Raw genomic sequence first — 21,848 nt, 5'->3', positions numbered from 1 at the left:
CTCCGACTAGAACTTAGTGAATTTCTTCGCTAACTGAGCCGCGCCGCGACCGACCGATTTGCTCGGTGACACCACGCTCCCTCCTATGGCAGCAGCAAACGACATCGAGGCCAACACCAAGGCAATCGACAGCACCATGGTGCAAATGGCCTGACCAAAATCTTCCGTCGACATATGCGACACATTACGGGCAGCGTAAGAGCACGCCGACAAATCAGGATTACCCTGGCAGTTGATAACCCCAATGGTGTGAAACTGTGCTTTCAGTGCAATTGCGACTAACACGCCGGTTGCTCGAAGCAACACAAGCAGTAACAAACTGCCCAGCACAAGCTTGAACCAACCATCAAACAAACCCCGCGTAGCGGGGTGGGCAAGGAGAGGAATGAATAGCAAGCCTAAGATTTTGGCGAGTGCTAACGTCAACAAAGACCAAATGCTGATGACCATCATGGCCGCTTGGAGCAAAAATGCCGTGACATGCCACAACAGGGTATAGAGCACATCGCCAATGGCCATGTTAAAAAGGGAGACGTCCTCACCATATAAGTAACCCAAGCTTTTGCTGACCCATTTGCTGAGAAAAAAGGGGTCGGCGTTGCCCGTTCCTACTTTGAGAAAAAGCAGCCCCAAATCATCAAACATGGCATAAGCCACATCAAACACCGTGGTAAAACTGCCAAAGAGCAACAAAGTGGCAAACACCATCAAGGTTGCCTGGGCAATGGACTCCACATCCAGACCACTGAGCATGAATTTGCTGACCTCGGTGAAATAAACCAGCGCAATCAAGACCGCCATTAACGTTATGGCAAACCAGTTGATGTCGGGATGCTGCAAGAGAGCATGAATAAATTCGTTCACCCCAGACAACAAGATTTCTCGAAACTGATTCATCGCAGCAGCCTCTCATCAACGGGAATGGCGGTATTATTGGCCTTTTGGATCGCTTTTAAGCGTTTCATCGCCGCTTGGTATTCGACGTGATGGCGCCGCTGAGAAGCTTGGTTGGAATAGGTCATGTTCGACAACTGCACCTCATTGAGCGTCGCTATCTGCTCAATCAACACTTGGTTTTGCTCTACCATCAGCTGTAACGTCGCCAGCTCGCTTTGCTCACCCAGCCCCACTCTTTGCTCATCAATGTGCGCGATGTCTTGGTGACTTTTCACCATACGCTGCTGGTAAGACTGGCGCTGATGCTCCATCAAGTTCGCATCATTGGCTAAGGTGTAAGCCTGACTCATATCCGACGGTGTGTAGCCCAGTGCTGAGCTGGCCAGAGTGTCGAGTTCGCTTTTTGGCGCCACACTCCCGTATCGATTGACGACAGCTTGAGTGTTTCCCGAGCCTTGCCTGCCTTGATATTGCTCAGTAAAGCGCAGTGAATCACGGGTGATACCCGAATAATCTCGGCGATCAATCTTGTACTCAAGCGACTTAGCTTGGTTAAGCAGCACCTGATATTCACGCAAGACTTGTTCATACTGATTAATGGCGGTCAGCAGTTCGTGGGTGTTGATGCCCGTTTGCTTAAGCACTTGCTCATATTCTTTAAGAATTAACGAATACTCGCTGATATTTTGAGTTAAATTGGCCACATCGATGGTCGGAAAACCGCCCGCCGACAAAGAGAAATGCGCACTGATACACAGTGCGATCAATGATTTTTTCATATGCGTACCTACCAGCTAGTTACCCGATTGCCCATGTCTTTTGATTTATCTCGCGCCAATGCATCAAAAAATCCATCAGGAATTTCAATACCAAATTGCGGCAATACTTGCGCAAGCACATCGAAACGCTCGGGGTAGTCTTCGTCCAAGTTGGAAAAAATGGGTTTGGCTCTGTCTTCATGACCAATGACAAGAAAGAATCCCTGTCTATCTCGGTCCCATCCGCATAAGGCATGAAACTGGCCATATTGAAAGTGGTGCTGTGACATCATTCACGTCCACCTGTTGATTGAGTTACCTGTGTTGAGAGCCTTATCTGACGCCAACGCTTCCAATAATCCGCTGGGCATATCAATGCCAAACCGCGCCAACACCACCGCAAACCCATCAAAGGTTTTTGGGTGCGGCGTGTCTTCATATAAGTTGGAATAAATCGGCGTACTTTCGAATGTTCCGTCACGGTCAATGACAAGAAAGAACCCTTGAAGAGGGCGGTCCCAACCACACAGAACGTGCAGTTGATTGTTTTGAGATTGAAAACGATGTTGAGACATAACAGCTCCTTATTTAACGTTGAATGGCCTCCACGATACGGTCGAGGGCCTTATCAATATCTGGCTCAGCTTCAAAGATGGCCTTAGCTAAAGCCGCTTCATGAGGCCGGGAGGTGGCGATGGCGTATTGCTCATCTTCGACGTGCAAATTGACGACCTTAGCGATGCCGATATCCATTTGCTTGATGTAGGCTTGTTGCTTGGGTTTCAGACCCATGATGGTGTGGCATTCGCTGTCTGATAAGAACGGAAAGGCATGCTGGTATTCTTCCCGGCTCATTTCCGGATCGCTCATGAACACAAACGTGGTGGCCGCACTTCTGAGCGTTGACCACTCTTCTAGTGCGCTGTAATGCTTGGGCGACTGAGTCCAAAACCCCATGCCACCGCCATGCTTAAACCAGGTTCTGGCCTTAGCAATTAAAAACTCTGCCGCACCTGGCTGCGAAAGCACGTACTGACATTCGTCCACCTCTAAAAATTTGGCCTTGGTTCGGTAAGTGGGGTTTTCAAAAAGTCGCACACTGCGAAAGAAAATCTCGGTATTGATCAGCGCCGCAAGTTGTGGACTGTCTTTGACGCCTTGGGTGTTGTAAACACTAAATGGTCTGTCCAATTGCCCAATGGCATCCTCGTCGTTATCAAACAAATTGCCATACACACCATCACGACGAAACATAGCCAGCTTCTTTTGCAGCGTGGGCGCGCATTGCCCCAGCATGGAGGAGAATGAACACAGCGCCCCTGATTTGGCCATAGTTTGACGGATAGCTCGCTCAATGTCCTCTTGCTCGATAGAGGTCAAGGTTTGATATTCAATGGCCTCATTCATACTTAACATCAAACGGATCAGGTGCTTCATATGACGAAAGAAAGTGTCATCACCAGGCCCTTCACAGAGGGTAAAAGGGTTAAAACCTTGTGTACTTTGCGCCTCTTTCAGACAAAACAGCGCGCTGTCTTGGCCAAAAAAGCGGGCGAGGGGCTCGCTACCTTCATCGATGTCCATGGCACAATACATGCCGCCTAGCTTTAGAAAATGCGTGGCAATACAAAGCTTGAGAAAGGTTTTTCCACTTCGAGTGGGTCCCACACCGATGACCAAGCACTTGTCGCCCACAAAGGGGGTGTAATGAAAAGGTACGCCGTCGTCACTTTCCAGTATGTAAACCGCCTCTTCTTTCGTCTCTCCCAAGTACCAACTGGGCACCCCAGGATGGCTGCGAAAAAATAAAGACAAGGCGGAAGCTTGTGTACTGTTGAGCAGAAGAGCGCGAAGGGGGGCATCCGCGCAGCCAAGCAGTAGGTTTTGATACGCGTCCGATAGGCCCACACTTTCCCATAAAAGGTGAAAATCAGCATTTTCCAACACCGATTTGAGTCGTTTCACTTGCTGCTTTAAGCGTTGAATGTCCTCATCAAACACCACCACATAAGATAGCCATTGACCATAGTGGTCAGGATCGTGCGCAATGTGTTCCAATGACTCGGCCATCGCGTTGAGCCTCGGGTTCGCCTCAATCCGCTTTTTGATTTCCGCTGGGGAAGCGGTGCCAAATAGCATGTCAGACACCTTGGTGCTGTCGCGCACCATGTCTTGCTCTTTACTCGATACCATGGCTCGTTTCTCGCCCTTATCAAAAGGCACAAAGCGAGTGAAGTAGAGATAATTGCCTTTTTCTAACACCGGATTGATGTCGCTGGCCCAAGCCACTTCAGGCACGCTATCCAATCCCACACCTTGCACGCTGGCAATGCGAGCGTACCTCACCTGACTGCCATAGACTTTGAGGTAATGCACGCCATCAATCATCACCACGTCCACATCTCCTGTGGCCAACAGGACATCCCAGTCCCACTCAGGCGCTTTCAACCCTGAAGTAAGAACATCGGGCGTCAAACTTGTTAACGCTTTTTGTAAGCGAAACAAACCATGAGTATCGAGCCGTTCGTTATCGATAGAGCGAAAGCTGATACCAAGATTTAAATTATCCAAGGCTTCATCTAGGCACTCAATTTGCTCATTTAGCTGCTTCTCTTCCAGCACCAGGGCATGACGCAAGGACAACTTTTCCTTAAGCAAGGCCCGCTTTTGTTTATCAAACAGCGCTTGAAAAACTAATGACAGCCAGGCCATCCCTTCCATCGCCTCTCGGGGGACCTCAAGAACCCAGTACAGCTGAGACTGATACAAGGCTCGTTGATGATTTAAAAATGAGGCTCGCCGCTCTGAGACCAATTGGGCTCGGGGATGAGGCCGTACTTTTAAGACCAAGGGAGGGCTGCAGTAATGGAAGTAATATTGACTTAACGCACACTTAAACGGTAGACGCTGGATAACATTACGCAATAATTGGGTCAGCCTTCGCCGCTCCTTTGCACACAGTGACACGGGCTCAACCCCACTGAGAGATAATCCGCCCAGTACACTCCCCGTTTTGGTTAACACGCTATGGTCCCCAATGATCCCATAGGTTGGAATTTGTGTATTGAGCGCCGTCATGAGTCCTCCTTAAAATGACTTGACCCAAGTAATCAGCGTGCCAAGGCCAAAAATACAGATGGCCCCAATGCACGCTCTTAAAGCCCAAGCGGCTGCCGGACCTGCTTCCTTTGGTTTGAGAACCCAAAGGGCAATGGCGCCAGCAAAAGCAAGGAAAATTACAAACATCGATCCTGTTCCTCCTAAAAAATCGACGATGTCTTGAAAGAATTTTCCGACTTTAGCAAAGGGACCGGTTCCTCCTTCTCCAAGAGAGACACTGGCAAAGCAAACCAGCGATAATTGCATTAAAAAAAAGGTGGCAAATAACTGCTTATAGCGTCTTCTCATGATGTTTTCTCCATTGTTGAAACGTTAAAGTTCGTCGATGTGTTTGAACGAACACCGACTTTTTATTGACAAGATGTGCGCTCAATTGCGCCGATTGAAAAGTGCGAAGCCACAATCGCCAAGCATGAATATCTTGCCGATGCGCGATTTGCAGTGGCCTCAACACCAGTAAGGTCCAACACACGCCCATTCCAAGCCCTATCCCGAAACCAAACACAGAAATCAGTAATCCAGTGCCGCACAAACAAAGCAGCATGGCAAAAGCAAAGATTTCGATGGGAAGGCCGAGGTAGGAGGAATGGTGGTGCAGGGTTTGATTGATGATAAGTTGTGGGTGTTTCTCCATATTAATAACTGCTTAGGTTAATAAAACTCGGTATACAAAGGCACATGTTTTGGACCCAACTCGATGACACCAAATAAGTGTGCGATTTATCGAGCGACGCTGTAAGGGGTATACTGACCCGTTTTAACAAAGGGTGAGTAGTAGGGCTGATGCTTAGTCAGAGCACGTTGAAACTCTTTTAAAGCATCACGACGGTTCGTGTGCTGACGCCAGTTTTTTTCCGTCAACGCTGCGTTTTTTTGCCTGCGGTAATGTCGTCTTGCACGTTTATAACTGGCAATCTCTTCTGTAGAAAGGAGCAATTTGGCTACTTTCTTACGAGACAAAATAGAATGAAGCGGATACTCAACCTTTTTTTGACGATCGGATTCTTTAGGGCAAAGGGCCCTTTGAGGGACCTGGAGTGGTGTCACATGATAAGGAATATCAATGGATGAAGCCGTGGTTAATAAAGCAAAAAGTTGATGCTCCTCTTTTGTATCAAGAGTTCTAATTTGAAGAATTGAAGTCTGCTTTTCAAAAGCCTGTGTAGCTTTGTGAAAAACATGAGTTGGACAATAACAATAATGAATTGTGTAGCTGTGCATTTCTACTCTCCATTTCATACATGAACATTGTTTGACTCACCACAATGAGTCAAACAATGGGTTCTGCAGAGAACCAAGAAGGAAGAAATCTGGTATTCCCAGTCACCGATGAAATCGGACTTGGACATCGCCCCAGAATTGGCGTAATGGTGATTTGATTGGGAAATTTCGCATCCCACGCCGCCAGGCGCTCTTGCGTAAAGCTGTATTAACTCTAAGGCTTCCAGTCAGGGAAACGCTTACAGTGATCTTCTAAACGAAGCTTGGCTTCCGCTTTTTTTGACCGAATGGCTTCTTTAGCGGACCGAGTGATAACGGCATTAGCATCACTCGAAATTTTAAACTGAACGCCAACCTCGCTTTGTTCCTGTTCAAAACTTGAACTCATAAATAATTACCGTGGTTAGTGAAACCGAATAAATGAGTTGTGATGCGCTTGTTGCATCTACATATAAACAATATTGCATATCCTAAGATATGTCAACTTAGTTTACACATAAATACAACAAAGTTTACAATGGCGAATTACTCAACAAGAACTGCTTCATTTACTACAATTGACAGAGTGAAAATGGCACTCATAAATGTGAAAATGCAATGAGCAAGATGTATCCAAGACACGGAATGATATGATTTTCTTTAAAAATAACTCTGACACTGTAGGTAGCCGCATCAAACTAGCGATACACATCCGCGGCGAGACGCCAGCCTCCATAGATAGAAAGACCGGTATTGCGAAAAGCTATATATCAAGAGCAATCAACAACAAGATCTCTAATCCTAAAAAACTCATTCAAGTAATCTCAGAGGAATTAAAGATATCTTCAGATTGGATAATGACCGGACAAGGGAGGATGGACATAGAACCTGACAACCGTATTCCAATATATTGTATTAAGGCTGATCAGGTTGACGGATATATTATTATTAAAATGGACAACCTAATAGAAAATAACACTAAAGCATGGAAAGGAATCAATACACAACCATACAATGAAGAATCAATTATCATAAGTATCGATAACAAAAACAACACACCAGGCGAATACCTTTCAAAAATTAACAATGATTACAAAATAATAACGAGGTATAATGATCAATATTCAACAAAATGGTTCGGAAGGGGTGATCTGGAAGAAATAATGAATATAGAAGACTACGAAATTATTGGCTATGTTGTTGCAACTTTCATGAATTTAGAAATAAAAAAAATAGAAATATGAAACTAAATATTTATAGGTTTAATAAAAAAATGGCTTATTACACAGATGATAAAGGTAAAGAAATGCATTCTAGCATTGACTTTATCATCGAAAGTCAAATGATAGAGTACTTCAATAACGAAGATAAAATCACACTCTGCGAAAAGTACAAAGAATTATATAGTGACAAGCTTGTCATAGAGGAGGGGTTATTTGGAGGCTACTCAATATATAAATCAACAAACTCCTCTTATTTGAGTCTCCTTAGGTGTTTATTCTATATGTGCATGATTCTCTCTTGTTTACTTGCACCGAGAGAGATCACAGTTCTAGGAATGAAACAACCAGGAGGAATTCTACTTTTTTGCCTATCATTTTTATTCATTGATACTATATGCCAGTCATATGGTTATATAGCAGCAAGAAAAACTCTTCTAATCAATGCATGCTTGATGTTTTCATCTGGGACACTAATCTATTTATCATCTCTTTTCCCCGCAATTGGGAATGATGAAGAATACATAAATGTTGTATTCGGACCGATGATAAAACTGTGTTTTATTAATGGACTCTGTTCATTAATTGCAGACCAAATTAACGCTTTCGTATTTAAGAAAATAAAATATATCACAAAAAACAAAGCTCTTTGGTTAAGGTCCATAACTTCCACAACAATAAGTCAGTTTTTCTTTACAATATTGTGGATATCATTTTTCAAATATGAAAAATTATTCAATATAGACACGTACTTTTTCATTGCTTCTAATTTCGAAATAAAAGTTCTTTTTTCTTTTATAACAGTACCGATTCTATATATAATGACAAAACAGCTAGCAATGAAAATAAAACATTGAGTATTAATAGTAGAAATTGATAGCTTCTTTTTATAGCGACGCTATTTTGCGTCGCTACCCTATAAAACATTAACTAAGCAATCATCTTTGATTTTGCTTTTGCATAGAGCTCCATCGCACCACCGAATCCGCCAACAACACTTGGTAGTTCGCCTTGCTTCATGACCTCAGTTAACGCCAATTGATAAGTATCTAGCGCATTATTTGAAAGAGGAATATCTTCGAATACATAATCTACCACTAGTCTGTATTGTTCTAAAAAATAATCCATTGGTGAGGCTAAGTCTGCTTTGGCAGTCGATAACTTCTCATTGTGTTTCATTTTAAATGTTATCTTAGTTTCATTAGTTGCTTTTTTACCTTGTCGAGTTTCCAATACATATCCTTTTTGATTTTTATACTCCCATACGCCATCCGAATCTTTCACAATCTGTGCAAGTGGGCGATCCAAGCAATTGCGTCTAAATCGAGAAAAATCAGCGTGCTCATCTAAAGATGTTCCGAGCATCGCACATAGTTCACCAACGCTCGTCGTATAATCCCTAGTATTTTTAAAACGTGAAATTATTTCAAAGATTCTCTTCGTATAAGCACTTTTAAAGCCCAAGACAAGTTTTGCATCAATAATGCCAAAGTTATTTTTATTCAGCCCATAGTCCAGCATTCTTGCTGCTTGGCTACGTGTGACTTCGAGCCTCAACTTTCCATTGTTAAACTCAGCTTCACTAATTAAATTAGCAACTAAAAAGTCACCCGCCTGTGTACTAATCTCAGCCTTTCTACCAACCAATCGGTCGCAAACTGAATGCAAGAAAGTTTTACCCGTTTTTTTATCCATTAAGTTTAACGATTTTACTGAAACATTTAATAACTTCGCGACTTTCTCTTGCGTGAAGTAGAAAATTGTTGGTAATGACTCTAACGTTTCTGGAATTGATGGATCAAACTGACCTTTTACAACTTTACTTTTATCTGCGAATTTTTTAACTTCCATAAAAGCCAGAGTTACAAGATCTTGTTCGCGGGCACTCATTCTGAACTTAGCAATAATAGCATCATGTGGCTTTGTAACACTTTTGCCTTCTTCTTTCTTCATACTTGTTACCTAAATCTACCTAACATGTGACCTAAACAATAATACACTAGGTAATATGTTGGGTGCTTTTTCATCTTGAATTGTGACTTTAATTAGCTTCTTAATAAATTTTCTACATGTAGATAAGTGGAAGTTTTAGGTCATAGGTCCGGAAGTTTTGGGTCATAGGGCGGGAAGTTTTGGGTCATAGGATGGGAAGTTTTAGGTCATAGGTCGGGAAGTTTTAGGTCACAACTTGTCACATAAGCAATTGTTTTAAAAAGATAAAAAGAGTCCTTTTACCCTTGTTTATATATTATTACCCTTATTTATACCTCCATTTTTACTTAGTAACACTCATATTTCGCGTTACTAAGTAAAAATACTCTTGTTTTTATTACAATGAGATATGTGGATAAAAGATTATCTGGAGCTCTGATTAATGAATTATCGTGTTTAAACCTCATTTGGTTTCGATTGTGGACAAACATGGACAGACAAGCTGTCCACTCTTTGACACACAACCGAACTTATGGGTACGTGTGATAACTAGGCTTTGCGCTCCGCGCACAATAAATTTGTTATATTTTTAATATTAAAATAGATTTCACAATAACGATGTCACTAATATCTGTGGATAATGCAGATTTAATGTTAGTTTGGGTAGATTAAAGGTTAGAGTGGTCAGGTTCCATGTTAGATTATGCAGATTCCATATAAGATTCGGCAGATTTAATGTTAGTTTCATACAAGTTCCATGTTAGAGTGTAGTACTTAAAACATTGAAAAATAAATATAAAAAGATTCCCTTTACCTTTATTACCCTTTACTACCTATATTACCTTCTTTACCTATCTCTATTTAAATACCAACAATCGTCCCTCATATTGATATTTAAATAGCCTCTTGCTTACCAATGGCTTGCATGTGCATAACTTCTTTTGCTGCGCTCATAAGTTAAACACATACCACCAAACATCGTAGATATCGTTTTTATATACATTTTACGACAACAATGTCACTGATATCCGTGTAGTAGTTTTCAAGCTCTAGCATGTCTATTTCACCCCGACGTTCTTTATAACCACGATGCTGACTAGCAAAACCTATAATGCCTTTTCCAAAACGATCATTAAGTTGATCTAAGGTATCGTTTAAGGCCTCTTTGTTATCGAAATAATCAAATAAATCATACTGCTTGATGTCTGCATCCAATAAACGAATTGCGCCCACACCTAACTTATAAATGGGTTGTGTCGCTAAATTCTCGGGTAGGAGTTGATTAAACTGATGACGCAGCTCCTGCAATGCAAAGCTGGTATCCGTAAAGCCTATTTCTGATGTCGACTCAATACGACGGTAAAAAGGAGTGCAGCGGTCGTATTTAGAGGTACTCACAAACGCTGATAATACTTTTACTTCACTCTTTTGGTCACGGGCCTTACGCATAACTTCAGCACAATGGTGTGCTAACTCTGCGAATAGATCCTCTTGGTTATGCAGACGATCTCGATAAGAAGCGGTCGACCATATCTGTTTTTTCTTCTCTCGTTCCGTTGAAAAATCGAGGCAAGGGGTTCCGTTGAGTTCAGAGATAACATTCGCAACATTGATGGAGTAACGTTTTTGATAAGTTTTTGGATCACATTGTTTCAACTGATAAGCGGTGATTATACCTTCCTGAGTAAGGTGTTTGTTCAGTTGTCTTCCAATATTCCAAAGTTTTCCTACTGGCATTTGTTTTAAAACAGTATTGATTTCTTTTTCGCTGATCAGTACACATTGCCCTTGATAAGGTTGGCAGTTTTTTGCAGCCCAGGAAGCGACCTTGGCCAAACTTAAGGTTTTACCAACACCGGCACCAGTTGGAACCCCTGTTTCCCTGTAAACCGCTTTTCGTAAGAACAATACATGCTCATCGAGGTTAACGTTAATGCGGTGCAGGTGGCTCATATCTATAAAGACTTCGTCAACACTATAACGCATAGATCGGGCGCCTTGTATGTGCTTCTCAAGCGCTGTCATAAAGCGGTCTGAGTGGTGACTGAAGGTATTAAAGTTAGCTTTATACACAATGCCTCTATGCAAGCGTAAACGGTCTATCTCTTCCCAAATAGGCGTAAATTTAGCAATGCCGATATTTGTGCAAGCGCGATTGGCTGCAATAGAAATGCCTTGGCCAGCTGTGACCAATAAAGGTAATTGTCTGAGTTGAGGCTTGTAGGTCACGCATGCTTCCGCATAAAAACGTGTACTACGACAGGTTAGTGTAGAAAAAGCAACTTACACACATAAATAAATCTGGAAGAAGTATTATCACTGACTACTCTGTGTGTATAACCAGTACTTTTCCATGAGGACTTTATGGCATTTTTAATCAATTCTAGTGATGCTTACAAAGAAACTAATCTCTCTATTAGTAATGGGCAATGCTCTGTTTCGCCTACAGCTGACAATATCGGCTCGCTGCCAACACTCTATTCTGAAAGTGGTGAATTTAATCACCAAGCAAACAGTTATCTCTTCTATCAAAAAGCCGTAAAACAAGCGGTAGACCTGCAACCCTGCGCTCAAGCTTTAAAAGACTACTACCAATTTCTAGAGGATAAGAATCTTCAATGGAATGTATTCCCACCTGTAAAGCGTTTAAAGCCGACTTACTTATTTCGCTCTCATTTATTGAAGTTAATAAAACAAGGGAAGTTGGCACATTCTACCGCCAGTGTGCGTATGAATCAGGTAGTCAATTATTATAAGTGGTTGATGCATGATGGTTATCTTAAGATAAAGAACGAGAAAGAAGCGCCATTTCTGATGGAGTTTGTATCAATTATGCGAACCGATATGCTTGCTCACACTGCACCACGCTTCACGATAGAAACCAATGATTTAAGAATCAAAGTGCCAAGAGACAGTGACAGCAAAAACATTCGCCCTTTGAAACCATTAAGTCAGGACAGCTTATCGATTCTTACTAACTATCTGCCTGTTGCATCCGAAGAGCTAGGGCTTCAAATTTTGATTTCTATTGATACTGGACTTCGAATTCAAGAGGTCGCCACGCTAACACTGGATGCCCTCGATATCGCTAAACCACTTGCTGAATCTGAGCATCGTTATGAGATTACGGTTTCACCTCATCGAAATGGTGCACAAACGAAATACGGTAAAGAGAGAACCATTGAAATATCGAAAGCTTTGCTTGATAAGCTAGGCACTTACCGCACATGTGATCGACGTTTAAAGCGAGTGAACAAACTAAATGCCAAGCTCAACAACCTAGAAAAGTCAGCAAAGGCGTTGAGCTACGAAGTGGTTGAGGCATTAGAGTTTTGTTTAAACCATGAACCTTTGTTTGTTAGTGAGCAAGGCAACCCTGTATCGCCTAAGTCCATTGAAGCCAGATGGTCGGAGTTAAGAAAGAAAATCAAACAAACTTCCCCTGCCTTTGAGCATCGTTTCCATGATTTACGTTCAACGTATGGCACGTATCGTCTTAATGACCTGCTTGAAGCTGGTTTGTCTGTTGTTGAGTCTATGGAATTACTAATGAGCTGGATGGGACATAAAAACGAATCAACCACTTGGAAGTACCTGCGTTACCTGAAACGTAAAGAAGCCTTCAAAGTTAAATTTGGCATACTTGATAGCATCATGCACGAAGTATTGGAGGCTGAGAATGAGTAACGTCACGTACCTTCATAAGTGGAATCCCGACTTATGTATTCAGTTGGATGTGGATGGTGAAAAATCACTTGATTTCAATCGTTTATTGTTGAAAAGCCTCCCATCTACTGAAGATTTAAAGAAAAGTAAACAGTTTGAATATGTCGATAGAGAAGGCTTCATTCTTCAATTAAAAACTCGATTTGATGAAATTATCGAGGAAGGTGGTAGTCACGAAAACCTATACTCCTATTTCTTGAAGTTATCCCAATACATTCGGTGGTGTGACAAGAGGGATGTTGAAGCCTTTACTCAATCATCAATCGAAGGCTATATGAATCATCAAAATGAGCGTGTCATGCGAGGGAAAATCAAAAACTCAACTTATAGTAAAAGCCACACATTATTGCAGAGCCTCTTTACTCAATATTTAGATTTACCCCGTTCGTACTTTGATAATATTGTTAATCGATATCGTGATGATATCGAACCTTTTGAAGCCTACACTAGAAGCGATTTAAAACAGATACTCCCTTTCTTACGGGCGTTATTTAAACAAACGCACCAACAGTTCATAGATGACCCTGAGAGGTATATCAAAGCGCCCTATAATATACCTACCATGACTTTTCACTGGAAAGGCAGTGACTATCCATTATGTGCTGCTATCTCAAAAATGATGGCGGCTGCTACGTTTTTAATGGCGTATTACACTTACGCAAACACAAGTGCCTTATTCAAGTTAAAGCAGCCCGAGAAAACCTCAACCACGCTGGGTGAGGTATGGTATACGATGCCAGCATTTAAGCGCAGAGCCTTTAAAACCATTCGTGTCGAAATGGGTGAGCATGAGCTAGAAATACCCAAATATTCGATGGACTTTTTTGATAAGTTATTTGAGGCTTCACGAATAATTTCTACTGGAGAAAATGCCCTACTACTGCAAACTATTGTCATGAAAAAAGTACAGCCTATCAAAAGGAATACCTTAAATAGTTTTCTTGCACTTTGGGTGGAAAGGCACTTTAGTTTCACCGATCAAACGGGGCGACGATTGCGCCCCGTTGTGAGTCGTTTTCGTGAAACAGGCGCACAATTGACGACTTTTCATCAGGGTGAATTGGCGAATAACATAATTCTTGATAGTACCCCTGAAGTGCGAAAAAAGCATTACAGTGAAGGGAACAAGCAAAGTAACAAGGGGATGATGCAAGACACTGTGTCGATTCGAGAAGAGCAAGCAAGAAGTGGTGTCAAAACGGAAGAAGCAAGGAAAAGCTGCGGCATTGATGTGCTTGTGATTGAAACAGAAAATGCGATTAATTTACCTAACCTCAGTCGCACATCAAACGGCGGTAGTTGTGACGACCCTTTTGGCAGTAAGTCTCAAAAATACTCCCAAAAAGCGCATAAGCAAGGGTTAGCCAAAGAGGGAGAACGTCTCGCATGTGCTGATTTGTTGGGGTGTTTTGGCTGTCCTCATCAAGTGATTGTTCAATCCGTTGCAAATATATGGTGCTTGCTTTCGTTTAGAGCCTGTATTGAAGAATCACTTTATCTTCATTTGGATGCTCACCATTACCGTAAGAATTTTGAGCAGGTTATGGTATTTATCGATTCTGAAATCCTTCCAAAGATTCATTCCAAAATAGTAAAACAAGCCCAAGAAAAACTGGATGACGATGGGCTTCACCCAGCATGGGATGAGCCTGAATCTATCCTTTATTTAATCCCTGAACGCCAACAGGAGAGAGTGTAATGCCAGTTCAACACTTATATTTAGATGGCTTCCCTGAGCAGCATAAAGTAGAAGAAGTCGATGTGGTCACGCTCTATCATGAAGAACGTTTTGATGAGCTTGATAAAGTTGTGGTCTGCAAGGATGAATCAGGTAAGGTAACAGCCTCTTTCGGTGATAGCGCTTGGTATTGCTTTGCGTTTTCACGAAACAAAAAGGAGTACAAGAACACTCTTAATTTTAATGAATTTAACAACAAAGACTTACAGCGAGAATTGAAACTTTTTACTTACGGTTGGATATTCAATAAATGCCCCAAAAAGCGTAAGGCTTTGAAGTTTACTAGTACATATTCAAGGTTCAAATATGCAATCATAGCTTACCGTCATTTGGCAGAGAAAGGCTTTGATTCTATACGCGCTCTTTCGAAATCATCAAATTGGATTAACTTTGAAGGGTATTTGGTTGAAAAAAAATACTCTCAAGCTTCAATAAGGGCATCTATTGTCTCTATCAATTCAGTCATTAGAGATTCAGCGTGGCATAAGGTTAAGCATGAGTTTCCAGGGCCTTTAAAGCCCGATGTTCTTGCTAGAAGGTTAAATCAGCTAGAGGCACAACAAACACTGACTATTCCTGAGCGATTATGTGATGCCATTTATGGTAAAGCCATTGAGCTTATTGAGGGGGCGCATCCGTATAGACATTTAATCGCCCAAACAGAAAGTGACCTTCAAGATAACTACCTTAAGGGGAAAAGAATTCTCGATGAGAATGTTGCCAATGGTGCGACATATGCTTTTATGTTGGCTAATGGCGAGATCGATAATCAAAAATATTTCATGGCCATTGTGAAAAATCAGCCTCAAAACCCAAGTGACATTATTGCGCGGCTTGCTAAAAAACTGCCAGATATACCACTTAACAACGGCCACGATTTTAAGCGGTATCTAGGGCAATTGATAACTGCAAGCTACATTGTGTGTGGCGGTTTTAGTGGTATGCGTGATTCAGAGTTAGATAAGATCACGCCAAATAGCTATTACAAGGATACTTTTGAAGGTCGAGAGTATCATATGCTCCAATCGCACACCTTTAAGTTGGGTGAAAAACGAGAAACATGGGTAACAGCCAGTTCATCTAAGACCGCAATTGAACTCATGACAACGCTAACTGAACAGCGGCGACAAGAAGTGACCTATCCAGATGAAAAGTACACAAATAGCCTTTGGATTAACCACTTATCTCGCATTAAACCACCCAGATTAATATCAAGCTGGAATGAACGTCTTCAGTTATTATGCAAACAATTCAATTTTATTGTGACAGAGGAAGACTACCAAGAATGCTTAGATTCTAATCCTCAATCACATGAGAGGGTTAAAAAGTATGTTGTAGTAGGAAAGCCTTGGCACATGACTACACATCAATTTAGGCGCTCATTGGCATTCTATTGCATTAAGAACCGTTTTGGCACAATGGTTGCTCTCAAACAGCAGTTCAAGCACCTGTATCTCGCTATGACCGAGTGGTACACCAACGGTGGTAGGCTAGCCAGCTATCGAAACCTTGTTGTTGATGAAAAATTTCAGTCCATACTTGACGACATAAACGCTGAAACTATAGCTGATAAAATTTTTAAGCAGTGGCACTCTAATGAAAAATTATCAGGTTCACATGGCAAAGCAATTATGAAAATGCGCGGTGGTGTACCGACAATTTATAGCTCTTGGGATGTAATATACCAAGCGGTAAAAGAGGGAAAACTTACACTGCACGGCTCTCTACATAGCTACTGCAAATCAGGCTACGACTGTGATATGGATGGTGTGGTCGCCCCTCAATTTTGCGTAGATTGTAGTTCTAGCAGTAGCATTATTGATGAACAACAGGCGAAGTGGTGGCAACTTAAACACCGTAGCCTAACGGCTTACATGAATGAAAAAAGTGATGATATATCGGTAAGTGAACGTAGCCACTACATCACTCAAGTGAGAGCCGCAGAGAACGTAATGAGAGATTTTGATATGGATTTTGTGCCTTTCGAGGCTGAACTGAATATAGTTGAGGTCTAGGGTTATGGGTAAAAGTGAAAACACCTTAATTGTATTAGAAGCAGCGTTAGAAAGAATTGCTCAAGGAAAGCCGAAGCGCATTCCCAAAACCCGAAAACTGAGCGTAAGAGCTGTAGAGGAAGAAGCTAATCTGGGTAATGGGAGCGGTTATTACTATCCTGATTTTATTCAAAAGGTAAAGCAAACCAAGGCAGACATCGCAAAAGGTAACGGTGAGTACGTCAAGCCAGAAATGGATGCTGTTCGTGAAAAGCTAAACGAGCAAAAGCGAATCAAAGATAACTTTAAGCAAAAGTATCAAGAGGCTAATAATAAGTTGGCATTGATAGCAGCTTCTCAACACCACTTGAATGACCAATTAGTGAAAGCATTAGCTCGAATTGATGAATTGGAATACGAAAACGCAGAGCTTAAAGAGGAACTGGTTACGTTAAAAAGAAATCAAGTTGTGCCAATTAAGTAAGCTTGCGCTTAATGCCATTTTCAATCATAATAACACTGTATGTACAACCAGTATTGTTTATGAATGTTATTCCTATCTCTGTCAGCGCTGGCATCACAGGTTTTGAGTCTCCTGCCTCTGAATACCGTCAACTTTCACTCGATTTAGACGAGCTACTGGTCGAGCACCCAAGCGCAACTTTTTTGGGGCGTGCGAGAGGAGATTCGATGCAAGGTGTGGGGATTTTCGATGGTAATATTTTGATCGTGGATCGCAATGTCTCCTTAAAAAATATGGATGTTATTGTGGCTAATCTAAATGGAGAGTTTGTTTTTAAGTTGATTGATATTAAGCACCGCTTGCTGCTCTCTGCTAACTCTAATCACACCCCAGTTTTAGTTCAGGAATGCGATACCTTCACCGTGGAAGGAGTCGTGATTCGCTCGATACGCTGTCACCGAGCCAGCCATTTATTAGAGCAAGAATAATGTTTGCCCTTGTTGACGCCAATGCGTTTTATTGCAGCGCGGAGCAAGTTTTTCGCCCAGAGTGGCGGGGTAAGCCTGTTGTTGTGCTGTCCAATAATGATGGCTGCGTGGTCGCCGCGAATCGGCAAGCTAAAGAATGTGGGGTCGAAAAGTTTAAGCCCTATTTCCAAATGAAAGCACTGTGCGAGCAACGCGGCGTTATTGCGCTGTCTTCTAACTATGAGCTTTATGCAGATTTATCGAGCAAGATGATGGAAGTTATCGGGCGATTTGCGCCTGAGCAGCACATTTACTCTATTGATGAGTCATTTCTATCTTTTGAGCGAACGGAGCTGGCGATCCCCTGTCTTCGTGAACATGGGCAAGCTCTTAGAAAGTCGGTTTGGCGAGAGTGTCGGTTACCTGTGTGTGTTGGTATGGGACCAACGTTAACGCTAGCGAAAATAGCCAATCATGCCGCTAAGAAAATCGCGGAGTTTAATGGCGTGTGCGTACTCGATTCTTTAGCCGAGCGTGAGCGTGTCCTCGAGCAGCTTTCAGCAAGCGATGTTTGGGGGGTGGGTAAACGGATCACTACCCACCTAAAAAATCAGGGCATCAACACAGCGTTGCAATTGACCAAGTATCCAGCCACATTGGCTCGCAAGATGTTTAATGTAGAGTTAGAGCGCACAGTGCGCGAGCTGAACGGCCAGGTGTGTAAGCAGTGGGATGAAGCTAGGGCAGACAAAAAGCAGATATTTTCTACGCGCAGCTTTGGAGAGCGCATAGTAGATGAAACATCGTTACGTCAGGCGCTGTGTCACCATGCGGATATTGCATCACGCAAGGCGAGAAGGCAGCAATCCTTGTGTAAAGTGTTAATGTGCTTTGCATCGAGCTCACCGTTTGATGATGTTTCTTATAACCGGCGTGTCGTGCATCGGTTCACCTATCCCACAGCCGATGTCACGCAAATTACGAAAGTGGTTTCAAAGCTGACCGATCAGCTTTTTTCTGAAGGTGTGCGCTTTTACAAGGTGGGGGTTGGGCTATTGGATTTAGCCGATGGGCGCCAAGAGCAATCCGATTTATTTAACCCAACTCCGAATAATACGCCGTTAATGTCGGTGTTTGATGGTTTGAATCAACGTTATGGCCAGAATACTGTGTTTCTTGGCGCTCAAGGCATTGAGCAAAAGTGGCAAATGCGGCGTCAGCTTCTAACACCTCAGTACACGACATGTTGGCGAGATTTGCCTCCGGTAAAGTGTTGACGCTCTGCTGCTGGGTACCACAGCCCTATGTTTTTTCGTAATAAAACCATCGTCCAAAAAAATTGAACAATTCCAGCCAGTTAACGCCCATACTGCGCTAAGCAATTCGTTAGTCTGGAGCGGCATCAAACAAGGTCATACTTTTTCCATTTCACTCATCTGATTATGAGCCATGAGTAGACATGGTTCTATCGAGCCCAACAAACTTTGGGGAACTTTCGAGCTAGAAAGTGCCACGGGTAAAGCTCAACCTGAAAAACTTTTGGACAAAAGCGAGTTACGCACTTTGCTCTATTTTGGCTGGTAAGTATTAGGAAAAGTAGGGATAACGCCGCATTAAGGTGTGAGCAGCACTTAGCTATACTTGAGCGTAGCGAAAGCGCCAAGCGTTGCGAATCACTCTTAAATGCTTTGTTATGAGTATTTTGGTTTCCGCCGCTTTTTCCTTTGTTCCAACCAGAGCTCATATTTTCCTTTAAATAGAACTTTGAGCTCTTGATTTGATAAAGGCTTCATTTTGTCAAAGTCAGCTGGCGGCACACCAACTAATTTTTCATCCCAACTTTTAGGATAGTCCTCAGTAGAGATACTAAAGCCAGCCCCACGTACTTTTGAAAAGCCTTTTAATTTGGCAATACGCAAAGTGCATTGAGTTTCAACCAGTTCGGATTTCCACTTAGTCTTTGGGAGTATTTCACTACAATGGACAACTTTAATTGGCTTATGTTTTTTCGTCCAAGCTGAACCAACTTTGTCGCCCATTTTAAAATGAGTCCAAAGCCTCAAGCCAATATCTTCAGCGATGCCAACGTAATAATTTTGATTTTCTAGTTCTAAAACATAAACGTACATACTGATGAATACTCATAACACCCAATTAAGGGGTGAACAACGCCACCACCCAAACCTAAAGCATTGTGCCATAACCACTAAACTGACTTGAAGTGAGGGCGCCAAGCGTTGTGAATCCCTCTTAAATTGCTTGTTATAACGCTAATCTAACGTGGGTAAATATTTAGACAGTGCACTTTTAATTATCTCTTCTTTAGAGCCATAGGCAAGTCTAATAATAAGATTAGAATATTCTCCCCTTTTGATACCTAGCACTTCACAGGCAAGCGTAAGAAGTGATTTTCGATTATAGTACTTCAGTACCCCCATATAATCGCGATCTGACAAAACTCGTTTGTACTCAGACTCAATTTCTTGATAATACCTGCCTAAATCAACATCGGCGATCACTGATTGGTAACTAGTCTCTAAATTTTCATATGTGTTAGATTTATCATTAAATCCACGGAGTTTATGCATTATTTCAGAAGAAACTTTTTTACATACTTGCATCTCCATTTCACTTTCAAACGATGTAAATACTTTCTCTGTCAGTTCAGAAAACTTATCTAAGAAAGAAAATTCTAGAGACTCACAAACAACTTCAAAGATTTCAGGTAGAATAAATAAATTCTCTACCTCAGCCACATCAAGAACATAAATGTTATTTTTGGACAAATTATTAATCTCTGTTTCTGAACGTCTATCCCTGTCGATAATTCCAACAACACTCTCGCTCTTCAACAACCCTGAATCATTTATGCCTTTAACAATTTGAATAACATTTGCACAAGAACCCTTTGGAATCACCAGAGATGATTCGTAGAATAGGCTGTAAAGTTTTAGATCAAAACTACTGTTAGTACCCTCAACCAAAACTACAGGTTCTCTACTACCCAAAACCTCAAGTAATAGATCTTCAGGTAACTCATCATTTTCCGGTAATGGCTCCCAGAGCCAATTTTGACCATCAAATGATCTAATCCATAAAATATCTGCATTTTTCTTTCGAGCGGCAAACTCTAAGTCATGTGTAATATATACAAATATACAATGAGGCACTGCAACTTCTATTAACTCCCATAACTTGGAGTGAATTGATTTATGTAGATGTAGCTCCGGCTCATCAACCACGAGAATTTTTTCATCTTTAAGTGTTAAAGATTGCCCGATTAAATAAAAGACAACTCGCTCGCCATCGCTCATTTCTGATGCACTATACAATCCATCTTGTGCATTTCTTAACTTTGTTTTAACTTTACCAGCTTCAATAACTAATTCACGGTGTGGAAGCACGGCTTCCCAAATATCCTTTATTTTATATATTTTTGATTCATTTTTTTCCGTTTTCCCTTGAGAATGCTCGATCGTTTTTTGGAACATTTCAGTAAACAACAACGTCATGAGATGTTCATAGTCATCTAGCAAGCTTGTAGATGGTTTACCGTTCCATCTCTGACGATTTTTATAGTATGACGGGTCATATCGTACGTCTTGGATACAGTGATAACCATATCTAAGTAGGCATTCGGCTTCTTCCATGGAAGTCGTTTGAGAACTATCAGGCATAGATAGCGACTTTTGAGCTGAAATTCGTCTTACTAGCTCACTCTGTGGACCATCAAACTCTAACCAAGTACCCAAACGTGTTTTTCCTGAGCCATTCGCCCCGGCAAGAATGATTGATTTCTGTATTTTTATCTCAGTTAACTCTTTGTGATTGCCACTCACAGGAAGACTCAATGTTTCTATCATATTTTCCTTACTCTAATCCCGAATATACGATTGCGTTATAACAGTATATTAATAAGCATTCTTACTTTCGCGCAAAAATACACGCATAAACAACCTTTATCATACTAGATATAATCTATATATATCATGAAGTTGATAACAATTTTTCACGCCTGACGCTCAATAAGAGGGTGTGATAAGTAAGAAATGTATTTAATCAGTCTTATTAAAAACAGAACTAAAGCGATAAAATCACCACGTTTCATTATAACTGTTGATATATACAGTAAATAAAACTAATCAAAAATCACGTTTATAAGATATGAATGAGTATTTGTCCTAACACACAATGGGGCAAAAGTGGCCCGGTAACACGATTATGGTAATACTCCGAAAACAAAGCTAGCTGGTTTTACATCGAGTAGATATGCAAATATTAAACTAAAGCTTGTTAACAACCATTACCCACGTCTCCTATCAGTGAATAATTG

At 41.6% G+C, this 21,848-nt stretch carries 21 protein-coding genes and 1 pseudogene; 8 read left to right on the top strand and 14 right to left on the bottom strand.

Going from position 1 to position 21,848, the window contains the following annotated elements; all coding sequences use genetic code 11:
- Positions 1 to 6 precede the first annotated feature (6 nt).
- From VSA01S_RS16830 to VSA01S_RS16790, 9 genes are all read right to left on the bottom strand, one after another.
- The gene (locus tag VSA01S_RS16830; RefSeq protein ID WP_050567372.1) at positions 7 to 897 is read right to left on the bottom strand and encodes a type IV secretion system protein; all 891 of its coding nucleotides are present in this window, start codon (positions 895 to 897) and stop codon (positions 7 to 9) included.
- Complete coding sequence (locus VSA01S_RS16825; protein ID WP_039981878.1) at positions 894 to 1,676, bottom strand: hypothetical protein; 783 nt, start codon at positions 1,674 to 1,676, stop codon at positions 894 to 896. The genes VSA01S_RS16830 and VSA01S_RS16825 overlap by 4 nt, the downstream gene beginning before the upstream one ends.
- An 8-nt stretch (positions 1,677 to 1,684) precedes the next feature.
- Positions 1,685 to 1,948 carry a hypothetical protein gene (locus VSA01S_RS16820; RefSeq protein ID WP_050567373.1) on the bottom strand — a complete coding sequence of 88 codons (264 nt, stop codon included), beginning with the start codon at positions 1,946 to 1,948 and terminating at the stop codon, positions 1,685 to 1,687.
- A complete protein-coding gene (locus VSA01S_RS16815) occupies positions 1,949 to 2,230 on the bottom strand; it encodes a hypothetical protein (protein WP_039981879.1) in 282 nt (93 codons plus the stop codon). It abuts the gene before it with no gap.
- 13 nt (positions 2,231 to 2,243) lie between these two features.
- Positions 2,244 to 4,367 (bottom strand): VirB4 family type IV secretion system protein, encoded by a 2,124-nt coding sequence (locus tag VSA01S_RS16810; RefSeq protein WP_227739630.1) that lies wholly within the window; start codon positions 4,365 to 4,367, stop codon positions 2,244 to 2,246.
- 375 nt (positions 4,368 to 4,742) lie between these two features.
- Positions 4,743 to 5,063 (bottom strand): hypothetical protein, encoded by a 321-nt coding sequence (locus tag VSA01S_RS16805; protein WP_039981881.1) that lies wholly within the window; start codon positions 5,061 to 5,063, stop codon positions 4,743 to 4,745.
- Positions 5,047 to 5,409: a hypothetical protein gene (locus VSA01S_RS16800; protein WP_102857651.1), complete on the bottom strand. Its 363-nt coding sequence runs from the start codon at positions 5,407 to 5,409 to the stop codon at positions 5,047 to 5,049. Before VSA01S_RS16800 ends, VSA01S_RS16805 begins: the two co-directional genes overlap by 17 nt.
- A gap of 86 nt (positions 5,410 to 5,495) precedes the next feature.
- Complete coding sequence (locus VSA01S_RS16795) at positions 5,496 to 5,996, bottom strand: hypothetical protein (RefSeq protein ID WP_039981882.1); 501 nt, start codon at positions 5,994 to 5,996, stop codon at positions 5,496 to 5,498.
- A gap of 214 nt (positions 5,997 to 6,210) precedes the next feature.
- A complete protein-coding gene (locus VSA01S_RS16790) occupies positions 6,211 to 6,384 on the bottom strand; it encodes a TraY domain-containing protein (protein WP_083932264.1) in 174 nt (57 codons plus the stop codon).
- Between the two features lie 241 nt (positions 6,385 to 6,625).
- Between VSA01S_RS16790 and VSA01S_RS16785 the strand changes: the two genes are divergently transcribed.
- Both VSA01S_RS16785 and VSA01S_RS16780 read left to right on the top strand, forming a co-directional pair.
- Positions 6,626 to 7,219 (top strand): helix-turn-helix domain-containing protein, encoded by a 594-nt coding sequence (locus VSA01S_RS16785; RefSeq protein ID WP_050567374.1) that lies wholly within the window; start codon positions 6,626 to 6,628, stop codon positions 7,217 to 7,219.
- Positions 7,220 to 7,248: 29 nt separating this feature from the next.
- Positions 7,249 to 8,052: a VUT family protein gene (locus VSA01S_RS16780; RefSeq protein WP_244949880.1), complete on the top strand. Its 804-nt coding sequence runs from the start codon at positions 7,249 to 7,251 to the stop codon at positions 8,050 to 8,052.
- A 73-nt stretch (positions 8,053 to 8,125) separates the two neighbouring features.
- On the opposite strand, the gene VSA01S_RS16775 is transcribed toward VSA01S_RS16780, so the two are convergent.
- The 3 genes and pseudogenes from VSA01S_RS16775 to VSA01S_RS20485 form a co-directional block, all read right to left on the bottom strand.
- Entirely contained in the window at positions 8,126 to 9,148 is a 1,023-nt protein-coding gene (locus VSA01S_RS16775; protein WP_039981883.1) for a replication initiation protein, read from the bottom strand.
- 972 nt (positions 9,149 to 10,120) lie between these two features.
- Positions 10,121 to 10,864, bottom strand: a complete 744-nt coding sequence (locus VSA01S_RS20490; RefSeq protein ID WP_258007732.1) for a DinB/UmuC family translesion DNA polymerase — start codon at positions 10,862 to 10,864, stop codon at positions 10,121 to 10,123.
- A 93-nt stretch (positions 10,865 to 10,957) separates the two neighbouring features.
- Positions 10,958 to 11,365: pseudogene (locus VSA01S_RS20485) on the bottom strand (Y-family DNA polymerase); the annotation flags it as partial.
- Positions 11,366 to 11,491: 126 nt separating this feature from the next.
- Here VSA01S_RS20485 and VSA01S_RS16765 point away from each other — a divergent pair.
- The 6 genes from VSA01S_RS16765 to VSA01S_RS16740 are packed head-to-tail and all read left to right on the top strand — an operon-like array spanning position 11,492 to position 18,792.
- The gene (locus VSA01S_RS16765; protein ID WP_039981884.1) at positions 11,492 to 12,814 is read left to right on the top strand and encodes a tyrosine-type recombinase/integrase; all 1,323 of its coding nucleotides are present in this window, start codon (positions 11,492 to 11,494) and stop codon (positions 12,812 to 12,814) included.
- Entirely contained in the window at positions 12,807 to 14,552 is a 1,746-nt protein-coding gene (locus VSA01S_RS16760) for a phage integrase N-terminal SAM-like domain-containing protein (RefSeq protein WP_039981885.1), read from the top strand. Before VSA01S_RS16765 ends, VSA01S_RS16760 begins: the two co-directional genes overlap by 8 nt.
- Positions 14,552 to 16,606, top strand: coding sequence for a site-specific integrase (locus VSA01S_RS16755; protein WP_039981886.1), 2,055 nt, complete (start codon positions 14,552 to 14,554; stop codon positions 16,604 to 16,606). Before VSA01S_RS16760 ends, VSA01S_RS16755 begins: the two co-directional genes overlap by 1 nt.
- A 4-nt stretch (positions 16,607 to 16,610) precedes the next feature.
- Positions 16,611 to 17,069 carry a hypothetical protein gene (locus tag VSA01S_RS16750; protein ID WP_039981887.1) on the top strand — a complete coding sequence of 153 codons (459 nt, stop codon included), beginning with the start codon at positions 16,611 to 16,613 and terminating at the stop codon, positions 17,067 to 17,069.
- A 59-nt stretch (positions 17,070 to 17,128) separates the two neighbouring features.
- Positions 17,129 to 17,536 carry a LexA family protein gene (locus VSA01S_RS16745; protein WP_039981896.1) on the top strand — a complete coding sequence of 136 codons (408 nt, stop codon included), beginning with the start codon at positions 17,129 to 17,131 and terminating at the stop codon, positions 17,534 to 17,536.
- Positions 17,536 to 18,792 (top strand): Y-family DNA polymerase, encoded by a 1,257-nt coding sequence (locus VSA01S_RS16740; RefSeq protein ID WP_039981888.1) that lies wholly within the window; start codon positions 17,536 to 17,538, stop codon positions 18,790 to 18,792. The genes VSA01S_RS16745 and VSA01S_RS16740 overlap by 1 nt, the downstream gene beginning before the upstream one ends.
- 414 nt (positions 18,793 to 19,206) lie before the next feature.
- Here the strand turns inward: VSA01S_RS16740 and VSA01S_RS16730 are convergent, their stop codons facing one another.
- Positions 19,207 to 19,644 carry a GIY-YIG nuclease family protein gene (locus VSA01S_RS16730; RefSeq protein WP_039981889.1) on the bottom strand — a complete coding sequence of 146 codons (438 nt, stop codon included), beginning with the start codon at positions 19,642 to 19,644 and terminating at the stop codon, positions 19,207 to 19,209.
- A 141-nt stretch (positions 19,645 to 19,785) separates the two neighbouring features.
- Complete coding sequence (locus VSA01S_RS16725; RefSeq protein WP_039981890.1) at positions 19,786 to 21,378, bottom strand: DUF4435 domain-containing protein; 1,593 nt, start codon at positions 21,376 to 21,378, stop codon at positions 19,786 to 19,788.
- Between the last annotated feature and the right edge of the window lie 470 nt (positions 21,379 to 21,848).

It is taken from the genome of Vibrio sagamiensis NBRC 104589 (assembly GCF_007990935.1).
Taxonomy (GTDB): domain Bacteria; phylum Pseudomonadota; class Gammaproteobacteria; order Enterobacterales; family Vibrionaceae; genus Vibrio; species Vibrio sagamiensis.
Note: the sequence above shows the minus strand (reverse complement) of the source record. Positions and strands in the feature narration are given on the sequence as shown.

Excerpts from the sequence above, each read along its gene's own strand:
- VSA01S_RS16830 (WP_050567372.1), bottom strand. The coding sequence starts at position 897 with ATGAATCAGTTTCGAGAAATCTTGTTGTCTGGGGTGAACGAATTTATT.
- VSA01S_RS16825 (WP_039981878.1), bottom strand. The coding sequence starts at position 1,676 with ATGAAAAAATCATTGATCGCACTGTGTATCAGTGCGCATTTCTCTTTG.
- VSA01S_RS16820 (WP_050567373.1), bottom strand. The coding sequence starts at position 1,948 with ATGATGTCACAGCACCACTTTCAATATGGCCAGTTTCATGCCTTATGC.
- VSA01S_RS16815 (WP_039981879.1), bottom strand. The coding sequence starts at position 2,230 with ATGTCTCAACATCGTTTTCAATCTCAAAACAATCAACTGCACGTTCTG.
- VSA01S_RS16810 (WP_227739630.1), bottom strand. The coding sequence starts at position 4,367 with ATGGCCTGGCTGTCATTAGTTTTTCAAGCGCTGTTTGATAAACAAAAG.
- VSA01S_RS16805 (WP_039981881.1), bottom strand. The coding sequence starts at position 5,063 with ATGAGAAGACGCTATAAGCAGTTATTTGCCACCTTTTTTTTAATGCAA.
- VSA01S_RS16800 (WP_102857651.1), bottom strand. The coding sequence starts at position 5,409 with ATGGAGAAACACCCACAACTTATCATCAATCAAACCCTGCACCACCAT.
- VSA01S_RS16795 (WP_039981882.1), bottom strand. The coding sequence starts at position 5,996 with ATGCACAGCTACACAATTCATTATTGTTATTGTCCAACTCATGTTTTT.
- VSA01S_RS16790 (WP_083932264.1), bottom strand. The coding sequence starts at position 6,384 with ATGAGTTCAAGTTTTGAACAGGAACAAAGCGAGGTTGGCGTTCAGTTT.
- VSA01S_RS16785 (WP_050567374.1), top strand. The coding sequence starts at position 6,626 with ATGATTTTCTTTAAAAATAACTCTGACACTGTAGGTAGCCGCATCAAA.
- VSA01S_RS16780 (WP_244949880.1), top strand. The coding sequence starts at position 7,249 with ATGGCTTATTACACAGATGATAAAGGTAAAGAAATGCATTCTAGCATT.
- VSA01S_RS16775 (WP_039981883.1), bottom strand. The coding sequence starts at position 9,148 with ATGAAGAAAGAAGAAGGCAAAAGTGTTACAAAGCCACATGATGCTATT.
- VSA01S_RS20490 (WP_258007732.1), bottom strand. The coding sequence starts at position 10,864 with ATGCCAGTAGGAAAACTTTGGAATATTGGAAGACAACTGAACAAACAC.
- VSA01S_RS16765 (WP_039981884.1), top strand. The coding sequence starts at position 11,492 with ATGGCATTTTTAATCAATTCTAGTGATGCTTACAAAGAAACTAATCTC.
- VSA01S_RS16760 (WP_039981885.1), top strand. The coding sequence starts at position 12,807 with ATGAGTAACGTCACGTACCTTCATAAGTGGAATCCCGACTTATGTATT.
- VSA01S_RS16755 (WP_039981886.1), top strand. The coding sequence starts at position 14,552 with ATGCCAGTTCAACACTTATATTTAGATGGCTTCCCTGAGCAGCATAAA.
- VSA01S_RS16750 (WP_039981887.1), top strand. The coding sequence starts at position 16,611 with ATGGGTAAAAGTGAAAACACCTTAATTGTATTAGAAGCAGCGTTAGAA.
- VSA01S_RS16745 (WP_039981896.1), top strand. The coding sequence starts at position 17,129 with ATGAATGTTATTCCTATCTCTGTCAGCGCTGGCATCACAGGTTTTGAG.
- VSA01S_RS16740 (WP_039981888.1), top strand. The coding sequence starts at position 17,536 with ATGTTTGCCCTTGTTGACGCCAATGCGTTTTATTGCAGCGCGGAGCAA.
- VSA01S_RS16730 (WP_039981889.1), bottom strand. The coding sequence starts at position 19,644 with ATGTACGTTTATGTTTTAGAACTAGAAAATCAAAATTATTACGTTGGC.
- VSA01S_RS16725 (WP_039981890.1), bottom strand. The coding sequence starts at position 21,378 with ATGATAGAAACATTGAGTCTTCCTGTGAGTGGCAATCACAAAGAGTTA.